This is a genomic window from Mesobacillus persicus, from assembly GCF_900109925.1.
In the GTDB taxonomy this organism is placed as follows: Bacteria; Bacillota; Bacilli; order Bacillales; family Cytobacillaceae; genus Mesobacillus_B; species Mesobacillus_B persicus.
In genome coordinates, this window is sequence record NZ_FOBW01000008.1 from 162,130 (window position 1) to 177,029 (window position 14,900).

At 39.0% G+C, this 14,900-nt stretch carries 16 protein-coding genes; 4 read left to right on the plus strand and 12 right to left on the minus strand.

Features of this window, described 5'->3' with window-relative positions; translation table 11 throughout:
* Positions 1 to 28 precede the first annotated feature (28 nt).
* The 5 genes from BMX30_RS12750 to BMX30_RS24285 all read right to left on the minus strand — a co-directional run bounded on the left by BMX30_RS12750 (position 29) and on the right by BMX30_RS24285 (position 3,504).
* Positions 29 to 2,113: a helix-turn-helix domain-containing protein gene (locus BMX30_RS12750; protein ID WP_090746074.1), complete on the minus strand. Its 2,085-nt coding sequence runs from the start codon at positions 2,111 to 2,113 to the stop codon at positions 29 to 31.
* A gap of 260 nt (positions 2,114 to 2,373) precedes the next feature.
* Complete coding sequence (locus BMX30_RS12755; protein WP_090746077.1) at positions 2,374 to 2,814, minus strand: DUF3231 family protein; 441 nt, start codon at positions 2,812 to 2,814, stop codon at positions 2,374 to 2,376.
* Positions 2,726 to 3,016, minus strand: coding sequence for a hypothetical protein (locus BMX30_RS23560; RefSeq protein ID WP_170843866.1), 291 nt, complete (start codon positions 3,014 to 3,016; stop codon positions 2,726 to 2,728). The genes BMX30_RS12755 and BMX30_RS23560 overlap by 89 nt, the downstream gene beginning before the upstream one ends.
* A gap of 48 nt (positions 3,017 to 3,064) precedes the next feature.
* A complete protein-coding gene (locus BMX30_RS24280) occupies positions 3,065 to 3,253 on the minus strand; it encodes a DUF3231 family protein (RefSeq protein WP_090746080.1) in 189 nt (62 codons plus the stop codon).
* Positions 3,250 to 3,504, minus strand: a complete 255-nt coding sequence (locus tag BMX30_RS24285; protein ID WP_090746083.1) for a DUF3231 family protein — start codon at positions 3,502 to 3,504, stop codon at positions 3,250 to 3,252. Before BMX30_RS24285 ends, BMX30_RS24280 begins: the two co-directional genes overlap by 4 nt.
* Positions 3,505 to 3,641: 137 nt before the next feature.
* On the opposite strand from BMX30_RS24285, the gene BMX30_RS12770 reads away from it, so the two are divergent.
* Both BMX30_RS12770 and BMX30_RS12780 read left to right on the plus strand, forming a co-directional pair.
* Positions 3,642 to 4,538 (plus strand): 3-hydroxyacyl-CoA dehydrogenase, encoded by an 897-nt coding sequence (locus BMX30_RS12770; RefSeq protein WP_090746086.1) that lies wholly within the window; start codon positions 3,642 to 3,644, stop codon positions 4,536 to 4,538.
* A gap of 261 nt (positions 4,539 to 4,799) precedes the next feature.
* Positions 4,800 to 5,039, plus strand: coding sequence for a DUF2536 family protein (locus BMX30_RS12780; protein ID WP_090746093.1), 240 nt, complete (start codon positions 4,800 to 4,802; stop codon positions 5,037 to 5,039).
* Between the two features lie 328 nt (positions 5,040 to 5,367).
* Here the strand turns inward: BMX30_RS12780 and BMX30_RS12785 are convergent, their stop codons facing one another.
* Entirely contained in the window at positions 5,368 to 5,589 is a 222-nt protein-coding gene (locus BMX30_RS12785) for a helix-turn-helix domain-containing protein (protein ID WP_090746095.1), read from the minus strand.
* 10 nt (positions 5,590 to 5,599) lie between these two features.
* Positions 5,600 to 6,091 carry a DUF2975 domain-containing protein gene (locus tag BMX30_RS12790; protein WP_090746098.1) on the minus strand — a complete coding sequence of 164 codons (492 nt, stop codon included), beginning with the start codon at positions 6,089 to 6,091 and terminating at the stop codon, positions 5,600 to 5,602.
* Between the two features lie 276 nt (positions 6,092 to 6,367).
* Between BMX30_RS12790 and BMX30_RS12795 the strand changes: the two genes are divergently transcribed.
* Positions 6,368 to 6,907 (plus strand): hemerythrin domain-containing protein, encoded by a 540-nt coding sequence (locus tag BMX30_RS12795; RefSeq protein WP_090746101.1) that lies wholly within the window; start codon positions 6,368 to 6,370, stop codon positions 6,905 to 6,907.
* Positions 6,908 to 7,060: 153 nt separating this feature from the next.
* Here BMX30_RS12795 and BMX30_RS12800 read toward each other — a convergent pair whose 3' ends face one another.
* From BMX30_RS12800 to BMX30_RS12810, 3 genes are all read right to left on the minus strand, one after another.
* Positions 7,061 to 9,343: a helicase C-terminal domain-containing protein gene (locus tag BMX30_RS12800; RefSeq protein ID WP_090746104.1), complete on the minus strand. Its 2,283-nt coding sequence runs from the start codon at positions 9,341 to 9,343 to the stop codon at positions 7,061 to 7,063.
* A 586-nt stretch (positions 9,344 to 9,929) separates the two neighbouring features.
* Positions 9,930 to 10,436 (minus strand): GNAT family N-acetyltransferase, encoded by a 507-nt coding sequence (locus BMX30_RS12805; RefSeq protein WP_342028072.1) that lies wholly within the window; start codon positions 10,434 to 10,436, stop codon positions 9,930 to 9,932.
* Positions 10,437 to 10,454: 18 nt separating this feature from the next.
* Positions 10,455 to 11,471, minus strand: coding sequence for a glutathione S-transferase family protein (locus tag BMX30_RS12810; protein ID WP_090746107.1), 1,017 nt, complete (start codon positions 11,469 to 11,471; stop codon positions 10,455 to 10,457).
* Between the two features lie 248 nt (positions 11,472 to 11,719).
* On the opposite strand from BMX30_RS12810, the gene BMX30_RS12815 reads away from it, so the two are divergent.
* On the plus strand, positions 11,720 to 12,595 hold the full coding sequence (locus BMX30_RS12815) for an SDR family oxidoreductase (protein ID WP_090746110.1): 876 nt from the start codon (positions 11,720 to 11,722) through the stop codon (positions 12,593 to 12,595).
* Between the two features lie 85 nt (positions 12,596 to 12,680).
* Here BMX30_RS12815 and BMX30_RS12820 read toward each other — a convergent pair whose 3' ends face one another.
* Entirely contained in the window at positions 12,681 to 13,547 is an 867-nt protein-coding gene (locus tag BMX30_RS12820) for an alpha/beta fold hydrolase (RefSeq protein WP_090746113.1), read from the minus strand.
* 200 nt (positions 13,548 to 13,747) lie between these two features.
* The gene (locus BMX30_RS12825) at positions 13,748 to 14,815 is read right to left on the minus strand and encodes a DctP family TRAP transporter solute-binding subunit (RefSeq protein WP_090746117.1); all 1,068 of its coding nucleotides are present in this window, start codon (positions 14,813 to 14,815) and stop codon (positions 13,748 to 13,750) included.
* Positions 14,816 to 14,900: the final 85 nt, after the last annotated feature.

The following is a 14,900-nucleotide window of genomic DNA, read 5'->3' on the forward strand; positions in this document are numbered from 1 at the left end:
GAGAAGGAAGCTCCTTCTCCTTTTTTCACTATTTATTTTCTACTTTTTCATATGATTGAATTAAATAACAAGCTAACTGTATTCGCAGGACATGCTCGGGATTTTCCAATGAAATTTGTAACGACTCTTCTATCTTTTTCAACCTTAGATAGAGTGTATTGATGTGAATGTGTAACTTCTTAGCCGTTTGTGTTGCTGAACGATTGCAGTCGAAATAGGCTAACAATGTCTGTTCTAGTGAATTATTGTTCCCCTGCGTTGTCCTTAACGGTTCAAAGACCTGCATTACAAATTCCAAAATCTCTTCCTCATTTTGATTAATGAACAACCGGTTTACACCAATTTCTGAGTATTGGATAAAACCAGATCGCTTCCTTGATCGTAAATAGGAGAGTGCCTTTTTAGCCTCAAGATAGGACTTTTCAATCAGATGTAGGCCGTCATAAATCGAGCCCATTCCTATGTTTAAGAGAATTTCCTCCATGCTTGTCCAATCCGCGATCATTTGGTTTATCTTTTTCTTAAAGGTAAGCAAATCAGAAGGTGTTTTTACACAAGCAAGTACGGTAACTTCATTGTTATGACCAAACACGGTTTGAATAGTCGGTGATAAGTCGATTTTCATCTGAGAAATCAAGCGATGAACATGCGTTTCAAGTTCTAGAGGATCTGTAAATCCAGAGAATTCAAATAGTACCGATACAAGATTTGTATGCTCTTTAATCCCAAGCTCCCTTGCTTTTTGTTGAAGCTCTTCCGTTTCCCTAACCTGAATGATTTCGTTAAATAACTCTCTTTTCTTTTTATAATAGAACTCAACAAGAGTTTGTTTTTTTACCAGCTGTAAAGCTAAGATTGAATGCCCTGTTTCAAGTGCGATTCGATCCATTTGTTCAAGTGGTCTTTGTGCCCGGATAATGATACAGCCAAGAATGACGTTTCCGCTACGAATAGGATAAAGATAGTGGCTTCCAGTTTTGGATTGAGTCAATATATACGATGAAGATTCTCGTTGATTGGTATGGTTGTTTAAGTAATTATAAAGTTCCTTGAAAGAGGGATTATCCGTCAGCCCTTTTGTTTCAGGAATACACTCGTTTTGAATTAAATCAACGAAGAATATCGTTAGACCGATCATCCGTGTTAATTCACGAATGACTTTATTTACTCCCATACTTTGTAAAGATAGATTCGTCAACGTTGTGTGGATGTCATCCCTTTTTAATAAGAGTTCGTTTTGTCTCTTTAGGTCGGAAAATAGTTTTGCATTTTTAAGGACTATGCCTACTTGCGAGGAAAAACCTTGAAGTAATTGAAGGTCTTGATCGGTCAATGTTGTTTTTGTTTTTATCTGGCATAGAATAATGACACATTCAACTCTATCATCAATCATGATTGGAGCGGTAAGCATCGATTTCACTGATTTTGATAAATCGATTCGCTTATCCCAATATTGATTATTATCTGGTGAGGCTGTCCAAACATCTTGACTCGTTAGTTCTACGATATTCGTAAATAATTCAGGAGTCTTTCTTTTAAATGAATAGCCAATAAACCCTTCATCATCTTTAAACTGCATTTGACGAATTCCGTGGAACAAGTTTCCATACGATGCTTTACAAACAAATCGATCGATTTCTGGTTTGTATAACCACAACGTCCCTAGATCAGCATTTGGAATCACTTCGATAGTGTTTGCTAGAATACTTGAAAACAAGTCCTCGACGTCTAACACTGAAGTGGTATGACGGATATTTTCAATTATTTTATCAATCTTAAACTGACTTGCCCTCAATGAATAGTCTGCATAACAAGGATAGAGGAAATGATAAAGAACCTCAAAATCATCATCTGAAATACGCAATTCCTGATTCAGACAAATCACTACTTGATAATCGCCGGGATAATTAAAATAGAAGTACGTATTCCCATCTTGCACGTCTAGGATATATATTTGGTCTAGTGATTGTTGACTAGGCGGATTCGCTATACACTCACCGGTTTGATCAATTAAGACGAAATCTTCCATCTCTGGAGAGGTTAACCAAATATGATAATCTGCCCTTACGCCAAGTTTTAGAAGATAAGATTGTAATAGTTTTTGGTTATACATTTTTACACGCTTACCTCCTTCCCACTTATTGAAATCGCTTTCATTATTATCATACCCAACAAACTACTAAGTTGCAATAATATTTTCAACATTCAGATAAGCGTCTTGAGCTTCTCTCTTGATATTGGTAACCTATAGGACGAAATTGGTTTCAATTCGCTCGTCCCTCTTTTCTTTTTCCTAAAATCTCCAACGGGCTGGTTGGGGACGGTTCTTATGCTTCCTTTTTTAAGTAGGTCCCATTGATAAACTTAAAGATATCAAAAGAAGCAACGGATACGGCCCTTTGCTTTCACTGATTCCTCACGTTGTACAGCATGAGGGGGTCTTTCCAACCATCCATACTTTATTTGGAGATTTATCCCATCCTCTGCAAATTGTCCAATCTCTCCGAGCAGACGAGTATAATCCGCCGCGATATCACGTCTTGGGCTGGCGGAATGAGCTGTTCCGTAATTCCCCATTCCAGATGCAGTCATCAAGCTTGCTTGGTACATCATCAATTTGTCTGAAAAGGGAGACTCTGTGATTGGCTGGACAAAATGATCCCATGAAGTGGGAGCTGGGAGATCATTTTCACTTAAATACTTGCTAAATATATTTGTCTGTTTTTTAGCTATCTCCTTCCCACGTTTCATGTAATCTCTTATATCTTCTATCTGTGATACTTGTCCAAAGCCAGTTATTACGGTTGTGCCCATTGATATTAGAGTATAGGTGGGCGATTTCTGCAGCGGTCAAGGGTCTTTGCTTGCCCCACCATCCTGCAAGAAACTGTTGTTTTTCCACCATATCTATCTTTTCGAGATATGGAATATAGGGCGAACGTACCTCTAACCCTTTTGATAAAAGTAAGTTTGTTGCCTCATTGAAGAGCTCCATTGTTGAAGATAAACATGACATAAAATGCTCACGAATGTCATTTCAGAAGGTATGAGGCAAAATCGCACCTTAAGTGACCAAAGACCCTTTTGTCATATGCTTTGAATAAAAAAGAAAATATTCATCGGAAAACAGCCGAGGAGCATTTATATTCATATCCTCTTCCGTAAACCCTTGAGGGATAGCATGTCCTTCCTCGTTAAAGATTTTTGTAACCACCTGAACATGCTGTTTGGATAATTCTAAAGCATGCTCTATACGGTTTGAATCTCTGAATCCTCCACTTTAGCTAAATAATATTTATAGACACAACAAAACATAGAATCAGCTATATAATTTGCCCATAAGCCACCGATTTCAGATGAAGTTAAACGGATATGATGTGTCTCTAAATTGGATCCCTCCCTTTTGCATGATGTTAGAATATCCCATAAATAACAAAAATGTTTATTTTCCCAAAAACATAAAGAGTAGGTCTCTATTCGCCACCAGCACACAATTTCTATCATTTCTAAGGTGAAAGAAAAGTAAAGTACACCTAACTTTCAAAATATTTTAATAGATATTTCCTAAACCTCTTCATTTTTTACCAAATTAATGCAATAATATTTTACGAAAGTAATCGTTTACAAAGGGGAGAATGGGAATGGATTACAAAAATATTACCGTGGCTGGAAGTGGCGTTTTAGGAAGTCAAATTGCATTCCAGACTGCTTTTAAAGGATTTAATGTTACAGTTTACGATATTAACGACGAAGCCGTGGAGCGTGCAAAAGAAAGAATCGCGAAACTCATGCCTCGTTATCAAAAAGACTTAAAGGCTTCAGAGGAAGAAGTAACTGGTGCATTTAATCGTCTCTCTTTCTACAGCGACTTATCAAAAGCGGTTGCAGAAGCGGATCTAGTCATCGAAGCTGTCCCTGAAGTGGTTCAAATCAAATCCGATTTTTACAAGAGATTAGGAGCCGTTGCGCCTAAAAAAACAATTTTTGCGACCAACTCTTCTACATTACTACCAAGCCAATTTGCCCAAGATACAGGACGACCAGAAAAGTTTCTAGCTTTACACTTTGCCAATCAAATTTGGTTGAGCAACACGGCTGAAGTGATGAAACATCCAGGAACGGATTCACAAGTGTTTGAGGATATGCTGGAATTTGCCAAGGCAATTGGTATGGTTGCATTACCGTTACATAAAGAACAACCCGGATATATTTTAAATTCCTTATTGGTTCCATTTTTAGAAGCCGCTCAGCTGCTTCTCGTAAATGAGATTTCCGATGTAGAATCAATCGATAAAACATGGCAGATTGCTACAGGCTCACCAAAAGGTCCATTTGCTATTTTAGATGTGATTGGAATTACTACTGCTTATAATATCGCAAACGCAAAAGGACAAGCAGGAAATCCAGAGTTTGTTAAGGTTGCAGAGTTTCTGAAAACCGAGTATATCGATAAAGGAAAACTTGGCATCGCAACAGGCGAAGGGTTCTATAACTACAAAAAGCAAAAGGATAAGCAGGCAGAGTTATTGAATGTTTAATAGATCGGGAGCACGAAACATTCGTGCTCCCCTTTCCTGAATTGATTTAAATCTAAAAAACTGCTAGAGGTAAGACCACACAGACACAGCTTATCCTCGTTTTCATCATCATCCGGCTTATGAAGATGATTTCTCGGTGGGTTTCCTCTCGTTTTCATCTTCATCATTGTTAAAGGAAGTAGAAGAACCGTCCCCGTGTTTTCTTGATGAACGATCGCTCCCGGTGTAAAATAAGGCTTATTATACATATTGGAGGACATGATGAGTTTACATTTAAATTTGGATTTTTATGAAGATAAGGTTGAGTTTTTTGAGGCTGAAAGTATTAAAGTGTTAGAAGATAAAATTCATGCTCAAATTGAAATCAATAAAGCGCTTATGCTTTCCGTTCATTCTGTGAACCATCAAATGTACGTTGGCGAGGACGGACGCCGCTTTTATAGTGCTGTTGTTCATTTTAAACTTAAGCAACTTGCCGGTTCTTCTCTATCGGGCAAATAAGCTCCCTTGCTGGAGGACAATAAAATTAGGCTTGAAACCGATAACCACGGGTTTAAGCCTTTTTATTTTTAGTAAAAAACCTCAACGGACACTCTATTTTTTCTATGTTATCAATTTGCCCTTCCTTTAAAGGTTAGCCACGAGCAGGAAAATAGAGTCATAGGAAATCGTTTGGGACGAGAGCATGGATTTCAATTGTGTATTTAGCACATTGTGTAAGAGGACTCATCAGGTAGTGGTTAAATGTCTGTTTTGTCAGGCAGCGAATACGAAAGTTTACTTAGGCAAGGAAAAGCAGGTGTTTCTAAAAAACACCTACTTTTCCTTGTTATTCTTTCGTATCTTCCTCACTTCTATATTCTAAAAGATCTCCAGGCTGACAGTCTAATGCCTTACAAATCGCTTCTAAAGTGGAGATTCGGATCGCTTTTGCTTTTCCATTTTTCAAGATAGAAAGGTTCGCCATGGTGATTCCGACCTTCTCCGAAAGTTCCGTGACGCTCATTTTTCGTTTCGCCAACATTACATCAATATTGATAATTATCGCCATCGTCGTCACCTCAGACCGTTAAATCATTTTCAGATTTGATATTGATTGCTTCTTGTAAAAGCCTTTGGAGAACAGCAGCAAAGACAGCAATCACCATTGGTGCACCAACCATGACCATTCCGAGTAAAATGAGACCCGGGGCATCATCCCATTCTGCAACGATATAGACAAATGGAAGAGCTACGACATACAAACCACTAATTGTGATGGCGGATTTTTTGATACTCTTTAGCGCTGTTACAGAAACTTGTGAGAACGCTTGATTATTGTCAATATAACGTAACAGTTTAAATGATTGATACAAAGCATAGTAAAACGGAATCGCTGATCCATACATAATCAATAAAATCGCAAATACCACATAAGCCAATATTGCGCCATTTGCCGCATGTTCCATTGCTTCCATTGCAATTTGAGGCAACAAAAAGATGCATGCAGCTAGAACAGGTATGCCAATAAAAATAACCGCTATCTTTAAAAACAGTGTTGATCCTTGTTTCATTATTATCGCACCTCGCTATTTAATTTCACCTTGATAATATCATTGAATTTATCGTTTTACAATAAATAATTATCATTTTTTATATAGTTTTTATTGAATCACACTTCCACAACGATAAAAAATAGCCTTTACTGATCGCCATGTTTCTCCCTCAGCAAGTCTATTCTGTGACGGCTATCACAAGTTGTTGGAGATTTTTAGGTTATGCTTCTAAAAGAACAACAAAAGACTACACAGAAATTTTTGATGATAATAATACGTTGGGAGGGTTGAAGGATGGAGGAGTTGAATCTAGTTTTATGTGCTCCCCTGCAACAATTAAAGGACGAGCATGTTTCACTACGGGCAGAAATGAATCTTTTCTATGAGATTGCTGAAGAAATTGAGTGCGAATCTGGCCCTGCAGTGGTTTTATTGTTTGCGGAATTATTTGCGCGGGTATCTGCTTTTACTGAAGAACTCAAAGCACACTCCAAACGAGAAGAAGATGGATTATTTCCGTTGATGGTCCGTCGTCTTGAAAAAAATGACCACACAATCGCTGAGATGGAAGAAGAACATGAGAAGGCCGAACAGCATCTACAGGATTTCCTAACCGAAGCTAATCAAGCTGGTACAAACATTGATGAACATGATGCCCAGTTCATCACAGTAAGCGCCGTGCAAGCTTATGCGACCTTAACGCAACACTTCGCCAAGGAAGAAAAAGTGCTATTTCCGTTGGCAGAGGCTATTCTATCATTGGATGACAAGACAGAACTAAAACAATTGCTTCAAACAAGTGATAGGCAGTCTAGAAAGAGTCAAATATCATAAATTTCCTATCAATTTACCAAACTGCGATCGCGAACAAGAATAGATGAGATGTGCCCTCTGGGGCAGGACCAGTCCCTCTGGCTAAAATGCTCCATTAAACCTAGCAGAAATAAGGAAGCATAAGAACCGTCCCTTTGCTTCCCTTTGCTTCCTTTATATAATCTGAAAGTCTCTCCATTCCTCGGGGAGTAGGTGTTGATATTTCTGGGTCAGGAAACGATCGTCTACTAATACGATGGTTCCGGAATCACTTTCTGATCTGATTAATCTCCCACCTGCTTGAATGACCTTGTTGATTCCTGGGAAAGTATAGGCGTAGTCATATCCATTTTTCCCTGTTGATTGGAAATATTCCTTCATTATGTTTCGTTCTAGACACACTTGCGGTAAGCCGACGCCAACAACAATGACCCCATTTAGCCTGTCGCCTTTTAGGTCAATCCCTTCAGAAAATACCCCACCTAAAACAGCAAAGCCTAGGAGTGATTGCCCACTATCTTCTTTAAACATGCCTAAGAATTGGTCCCGTTCCTCCTCGTCCATCTTATTCGTTTGGATGATGGTAGAAATATCAGGATAGCTGGATATAAAGTCCTCATATACAGTTTTCATATACTGATAGGAAGGAAAGAAAATTAAGTAGTTTCCCCTTCGCTCGCGGACTAGCTGCGAAATCATTTCAACCAAGTGTTTTTTCGTACTTTCACGATCATGATAACGGGTGGATAATTGTTGAATGTAAACGTCCGTTTGTTCCTCCCCAAATAGTGAAGGGATTTTAATCGTATAGTCGTCAGACGTACCACCAAGCATATCGGTAAAATACGGAAGTGGTAATAAGGTTGCTGAAAAATAGACCGTTGATCGAAACTTTTTTCGAATTTGCTGCAACAAATGCGAAGGATCTAAACAAAACATTCTTAGGTGAACTTCATTCTTCTCCGCTTCCACATAAGTCACATATCGTTCATCATAAAGCTTGGATATTCGAACAAACCCCGCTGCTGCATAATACGTATCTAATAGAAATTGCTGACTGTCTGATTTTGGTTGTTGTAAAAGCTCCATCTCCGCAACACGGACAAACTCCTCAAGCATTTCGATTAGATCAACTTGTAATTCCTTTAGTACAAGCTGCCCTTTCTCCGAACACTTTTTCTTGATTTCAATAAAATATTTATTTAGCTTCGTAACAGAGTCGTATAGAACGGAATCTTTATATTCCCTTTTCAAGGGAAGAAAATTTGACTTTGATAATTCTGCTGAAAACATCTCTCGAGACCGATCAACTAGATTATGGGCTTCATCTATCAATAACACAGATTGTTTTTTATGTTCGTCGAAAAACCGCTTTAACGAGACTTTCGGATCAAATATATAGTTGTAATCGCAGATTATAGCATCTGCAATAAAGGCTAAGTCTAAGGAAAACTCAAATGGACAAAGTGTATGCTTTCTCGCATATTCTTCAATGGTGGCTCGGTCAATAAACGTTTCATGAGAGAAAATATCTAAGGCCGCTTCATTGATTCGGTCATAATATCCATTCGCAAACTCGCAATATTCCTTCTGACAAATAGTTTCTTCTTTAAAACAAACCTTATCCTTTGCCGTAATCGTAACAGCGCTTAAACATAAACCTTTCTTTTTTAAATGAGAGAAAGCATCTTCAGCGTTTTGTCTTGTGATTGTTTTAGCTGTTAAATAAAACATTCGTTCAAGCTTACCTTCCCCCATCGCTTTCACTGTCGGGAAGATGGTAGAAATCGTTTTTCCAATCCCTGTTGGTGCGTTGGCAAAGATATTTTTCTCCACGGAGATGGTTTTATAAACTGCACCCGCCAGCTTGCGTTGACCTTCGCGATAGTTTTCAAAGGGAAAAGCTAGTTCTTGTATGCTAAGATCTCTACGTAATCGATGCTTTTTCATTAAGGATGCAAAGGGTGAATACTCTTTAACTAGCTCGATAACAAATTGTTCAAGTTCTTGAAAGGTAAACCGCTTCTTAAATTTTTTTTGCTCATCGGTAACGACTTGTACGTAAGTTAACTGAACACTTATTTCTTGCAGATTATGATCTTTTGCATAGATATAAGCATAAACCATCGCCTGAGCCCAGTGTACAGGGTTACTATCCTCTTCTATCAAACTAAAGTCCTTTGAAGTAGATTTAATTTCGTCAATTAAAATTTCATCTGGTTGAAATAATAACCCATCACAACGTCCCTCAATCAGGAAAACCATCGAATCATATTCGATTTCCGTTTTAAGAAAAACTTCCTTTTGATCGGTTTCTGCATATGTACTTTGTATCGCCTTATGAGCCTTTGTCCCTTCGGTCATAGGGGTTAAGGTTCGGAATCTATTATCAATACTTCCAGTTCTATATACATATTCAACTAATGAACGTACAGAAAGCTTTATTTCGGTTAGCATGTTATCTCCTATTGGGGACGGTTCTTTTGCTTCCTCCTACTAAATAGAGCAATAACTATCCGTTTGAATAGATAGGTCCCCTTCTGTTTGATTGAAAGAATACAAAATAGCTTATCCCTCCCTAGTTTACCACAAACCAAAACATATGTTCCTGTTTGTGCAAAAATATGCTAAACTAAAGAAGCAATAGAATAGGTTTTCTCAAGGGTGGTCGGCCTATCTCCCCAGTAGAAAGGGGGTGGTGCTGATTGACAGTGTTTGAGTCTCTGATGTTTGCGATTGCATTTACTACCTTAGTCGTAGCCATCCTGTCATTTAACCATAAAAAATAATCCACCCTTGAGTTGACGCCTCTGGTGGATTATTTCTTTCACTGACAGCTGACCCCTCTACGGGAACCGTCTATTGCTGGACTGGACATGTTGACGCATGTTCGGTCCTTTTTACTATATGATGTAATCACTTTTATTATAACGCATGTTTTAGGGAAGAACAATCGGAGGAGGTGCATGTTCCCGCTGAAGAATTTTGTTTCACAACTTGTTCCAATATGCATCAGATCAGTTATGTTCTTCCCTCGTTTTGCTCACACCAGAGAAAGACGAAAACCTAATACTTTTATTCCATCCTCTGCCGGGATAAAATCAGATTCTGGCACACGCTCAAATCCTAAGTTTTCATAGAGATTCCTGGCTTCATTCATAAATTCACCAGTATGTAAGCCGATGGATTGATAGCCTTTCGCTATGGCCCTTTCCATACATTCATTGATCAATCTTTTTGCAGCGCCTTTCCCACGGGCTTCAGGGGAAACTGCCAGCATTCGGATTTCTGGATACTCCAATTCCTCCACTTTTCCATCATACGCATCGATTTTTGCCGGAAACAATGCAACACTCGCAATGATTTCCCCAGCGAGTTCCGCAACGAGTAGATCCACACCCTCTTCCACATCTGCCTCAGATAAAATCGCTTTTTTCAATTCTTGCCAATGACCTTGAGGGATTTTAGCGATATGGTCTTCGTAGGCCTTTACTCTTTGTTCACGTATGAATGGAAGTTCCTCTTCTTTTGCATCTCGTATTCTAATCAAGAGTTTGTCTCCTTCCGATTATTTCACTAAAAATTTACCTTCGGACTGACTTAATACTTGTCGATTATGTTTTGAGAGCAAACCTGATAAATCTGGTCCTTTTGGTAAAATGCTGTTATGCCCTTTTTGATCATCACTCGATAGATGATTCGATAAGTAATAATGCACTTTGATTGCATGAAAATCAGTCGTATCACCAAACCCCGGCGTCTGGTACAAATCACATAAATAACCCCAAAGATTTGGAAAATCAATGATACGATTGCGGTTTGTCTTGAATGCAGAAAAGTAAGCCACATCAAAACGAATAAGTGTTGCATAAAATCGGACATCTGAATCCGTAATAAAATCTCCAAACAAATACCGCTGTTTTGAAAGACGGTCCTCTAACTCATCTAATCTAGCAAACAAGGCATCGTATGCTTGTTCATAGGCTTGTTGCGACTGAGCAAACCCACATTTATATACACCATTATTTACCTCGTGAAAAATGACATCATTTAAAGCATCAATTTCTTCTCTTAGGGGATCAGGATATAAATCCGGGGCATTTTTTTTATGAAATGGTGCCCAAACCGTTTCGAAATAGTTGGTCAACTTAAAATAGTCATTGTTGACGACCTTTCCTTCTATTAAATCGACAATTGCTGGAACCGTTGGTCGGCCATTATAATCAACATCCGCATTTTTATATACTTCACTTAAATATTGAATTCCTAATACCGGATCGACTCCACCAGGATCCAAAGAGAATTCCCAATCAACATGCGGGAGATTTGGGCGCAAGAGGCTTGCTGTGCCTAAACTGATGACATCTTCCAAACCAAGAACTTTCCGGACAATAACAGACCGGTGTGCCCAAGGACAAACCGCTGACCACAGAAGTCGGTAACGGCCCGCTTCTACCGGAAGTTCTCCCTCTTTCTCTCCAAACGGGGTAATGAATCGATTTTTTTGCCGGTTAAATGACCCATCTTTTTTTATTTCCTTCACTGACTTTGAATCAGAGTTACTTTCTTCATTTGATTGTGACATGGCCAATCTCCTTTCCGACGAACAAAATTCCCATCCACAGAAAATCTGTTTTCTAGTTCTGCCTTATTTTCTTAAGTATATAAGAGTAGTTAGAATATTCATACCCTTTTATTTGCCTAGGCATTAACATAAATGCCTGCCTCAAGGGCATTCTAATGGCGATTAAAAACTCAGGAAAATTTGAAAAAACTCCTTAGGCAAAATGAACGAAAAAAACGATTTCAACCAAACGACGTGGAGGTCTTCTCATGAGCAACTCAAACAATCAGGAAAATCAAAATCTATTCCCTCCCCAGCATCAAGAGGAACACCCTGGCATGGAATATAAAATGGACCCGCTACCTGTTTTCGACGATCAGAAGTACATAGGAAGTGATAAGTTGAAAGATAAAGTCGCTCTGATTACTGGTGGAGACAGCGGAATTGGCCGCGCTGTGGCTTTGGCATTTGCCAAGGAAGGCGCAGATATTGTTTTTGTTTATTATAATGAAGAGAAAGATGCAGAAAAAACGGAGGAACTCATTAAAGCAACTGGACGCAGATGCTTAGCGATTTCCGGTGATATTGCGGATGAATCCTTTTGTAAACAAGTAGTGGCAGATACCATCCAAACCTTTGGGAAACTGAATGTCCTTGTAAACAACGCTGCTGTTCAATATGTACAAAATGGACTAGAAAACATTTCAACCGAGCAGATGCTTCGGACTTTCCAAGTTAATATATTTGGGATGTTTTTCTTAACCAAAGCCGCTCTTGCTCATATGAAACAAAACTCTAGCATCATCAACACCACATCTCTTTCAGCCTATGAAGGAAATCCGCAACTCATTGACTATTCGGCAACAAAAGGAGCGATTGTTTCATTTACTCGCTCTTTATCTAAATCACTAGCTCCTAAAGGAATTCGAGTGAATGGGGTTGCTCCCGGCAAGGTTTGGACTCCGCTTATTCCTTCTTCCTTCCCGGCAGATCAAGTCGCAAAATGGGGCAGCAAAACGGCGATGAAACGTGCTGGCCAGCCAGTAGAATTTGGACCGGCCTATGTATATTTAGCCTCTAATGATTCTTCCTATGTGACAGGGCAAATTTTGCATCTAAATGGAGGGCTGTTTGTAACAAGCTAAATGAATGAATGCTATGGTCAGGCTTCCAAAAGGAAGCTGATCCAGCTTTTTTATCACCCAACGAACCTCCTTTACATGTTTCAAATCATAATTGTTTATGAGAGTTAAGGAACTCTATAAGACTTTCATCCGTGTCTTTTGATGAATAACCAAGCCAAATCAAATGGCCCCATGTGTCCAATAGACATAATTGAGAATGTGGTATATTTTCATGAGCAAAATACGGATGTTCTAGAGGGACCGATCCATCATGTTTGCTGTGCATGATAAGGGTTGGACAATTGATCGCCTGTAACGTTTCAACAGATACCTCTTTAATCTGTTCTAAATCTAGAAAAAACCCATCTCTGGACCGTTGTCGGTTATTCATTTTTCTCACTGCTTCAACATCATCTCTACTATGCATCCCCTTTGCTTCTTTGTAGGTTAGTTTACTAAAAGAGGGAAACATCTGATTAAAAATGAACTGTGGAAATACATTATTCATACTAGAAATTAGCTTCCATGTGTATTTTTCTGTTTGTGGACGAAATAATATTCTCGCCGCTTTGTATTCTTTATCTTTTGGGGTAAGCCATTCTTTCGTAACAGCGGATTGGAGCGTAAGTGAACAAACCCTGTCTGGATAGTTGGCAGCAAAATATATACCACTAGGACCGCCTGCGGATATAGCAAGTAGATGGACTTTTTGTAAATCTAAGTGTTTCAATAACTTCAAATAATACTCGCACGCGGTCGATAAACTTTCTCCCACTGCTTTTGATGTGCCGCCATATCCCGCTCTTGATGGAGTAATGACCGAGAATCCATTCTCTACTAATGCTTGATACCCAAATTCTTCATGACAATTGGAATGTCCGCCGTGAAAGACAAATATCGGCTCGCCATCACCAATAATTGAATATTCAATAGTTAATCCATCCACAGCAAAACTCTCTATTCTTCGTTCCATGAGAAATCCCCCCCTTGCTCTATTAGAGTACTTATCTTTTAAATTGTCTATCTAATTTTTCAGTTTATTCTTTAGTTTCCCTCCTGATGCGCTTTTTTTATAAGGATGTTCAAGCTCCTCTTCTAGGCACGCGCCGATGCAAAAAAGGTGCCAGGCACCATCCAGATTCTGGATGGTGCCTGGCACCTCAAATGTTTTCTTTATTCTGTTACTGCAGAAATTTCCTCTTCAAGCTTATCAAGAATCGCACCGTCTACTGTGGAGATGTTTTCTCTGTAGTAGTCACGGATTGGAAGTGCCAGTTTTCTGAACTCTTCACGTTGTTCTTCTGTTAGCTCAATGATTTCCGTTGGATTGTCCGTATCATTTTCCATTGCTTCCGCATACTCTGTGTTTTGGCGATCTTGCTCGTCATACACCCAATCTTGCATTTCATCGACGGTTTCACTGATTACGTTTTGTACATTTTCTGGTTGGCTGTTATACCAATCTGTATTTACTGTTGTCATCGCAACATAGTTGTTGTGGTTTGATAAAGTTACTGTATCTTGAACTTCATTGAAAGCTGCATCATAGATGAAGAAAACAGGGTTTTCTTGTCCGTCAACGGTTCCACGATCTAGAGCTGTATACAATTCTCCCCAAGGCAATGCTTGTGGGCTTGCTCCATACGCTTTATACGATTCTTGCATTAAAGGAGACTCTTGAATTCGCATATTAAATCCATCAAAATCAGCTGGCTCACGTAGCCCTTTGTTACTAGACCACGCCATGGCTCCCTCTGTCCAAAATGCAAGCGGTGTAATTCCATGTGTTTCGTATTGTTTTACCAAGTCAACATTCAACGCTTCACTTGTATTTAAAATTTCTTGTGTTTTTTCCACGCTGTCCGGAAACAAGAAATGTAAGGCAAAGATTTGGCCTTCCATCACCATATTACCAGTAAAACCAGGTGACATAACTGCGAGTTCCACAGCACCACCTTGCAAGGCTGCTACTTGGTCTGTTTCTGTCCCTAGGCCACCATACTCATATGGTTCCACCGTAATTTTACCATCTGTCTTTTCACTAATACGCTTCGCAAATTCTTCTGCATAAACATATTGTACTTGACCTTGAACTTCCTCTGTTACGAAACGCCATGTAGCGGTATCAAACTCATCAGATGTTGCATCCCCATTTCCTGAGTCTGCGCCTGAATCACCACTGTCTGAATTTGCTTCCTCGTTGTTTCCACATGCGGCTAAAAATAGTCCTAACGTCAGCATAAATACGATTGCTAGAATTTGTTTCTTGTTAAAGATAATAAAACCCCCTATTTGTTTTTAAATGTATTTAAGGATTCCTACATTC

Excerpts from the sequence above, each read along its gene's own strand:
- BMX30_RS12820 (WP_090746113.1), bottom strand. The coding sequence starts at position 13,547 with ATGGAACGAAGAATAGAGAGTTTTGCTGTGGATGGATTAACTATTGAA.
- BMX30_RS12825 (WP_090746117.1), bottom strand. The coding sequence starts at position 14,815 with ATGCTGACGTTAGGACTATTTTTAGCCGCATGTGGAAACAACGAGGAA.
- BMX30_RS12750 (WP_090746074.1), bottom strand. The coding sequence starts at position 2,113 with ATGTATAACCAAAAACTATTACAATCTTATCTTCTAAAACTTGGCGTA.
- BMX30_RS12790 (WP_090746098.1), bottom strand. The coding sequence starts at position 6,091 with ATGAAACAAGGATCAACACTGTTTTTAAAGATAGCGGTTATTTTTATT.
- BMX30_RS12785 (WP_090746095.1), bottom strand. The coding sequence starts at position 5,589 with ATGGCGATAATTATCAATATTGATGTAATGTTGGCGAAACGAAAAATG.
- BMX30_RS12810 (WP_090746107.1), bottom strand. The coding sequence starts at position 11,471 with ATGTCACAATCAAATGAAGAAAGTAACTCTGATTCAAAGTCAGTGAAG.
- BMX30_RS12815 (WP_090746110.1), top strand. The coding sequence starts at position 11,720 with ATGAGCAACTCAAACAATCAGGAAAATCAAAATCTATTCCCTCCCCAG.
- BMX30_RS12755 (WP_090746077.1), bottom strand. The coding sequence starts at position 2,814 with ATGGGCACAACCGTAATAACTGGCTTTGGACAAGTATCACAGATAGAA.
- BMX30_RS12800 (WP_090746104.1), bottom strand. The coding sequence starts at position 9,343 with ATGCTAACCGAAATAAAGCTTTCTGTACGTTCATTAGTTGAATATGTA.
- BMX30_RS12795 (WP_090746101.1), top strand. The coding sequence starts at position 6,368 with ATGGAGGAGTTGAATCTAGTTTTATGTGCTCCCCTGCAACAATTAAAG.
- BMX30_RS24285 (WP_090746083.1), bottom strand. The coding sequence starts at position 3,504 with ATGATAGAAATTGTGTGCTGGTGGCGAATAGAGACCTACTCTTTATGT.
- BMX30_RS12770 (WP_090746086.1), top strand. The coding sequence starts at position 3,642 with ATGGATTACAAAAATATTACCGTGGCTGGAAGTGGCGTTTTAGGAAGT.
- BMX30_RS12780 (WP_090746093.1), top strand. The coding sequence starts at position 4,800 with ATGAGTTTACATTTAAATTTGGATTTTTATGAAGATAAGGTTGAGTTT.
- BMX30_RS23560 (WP_170843866.1), bottom strand. The coding sequence starts at position 3,016 with ATGTCATGTTTATCTTCAACAATGGAGCTCTTCAATGAGGCAACAAAC.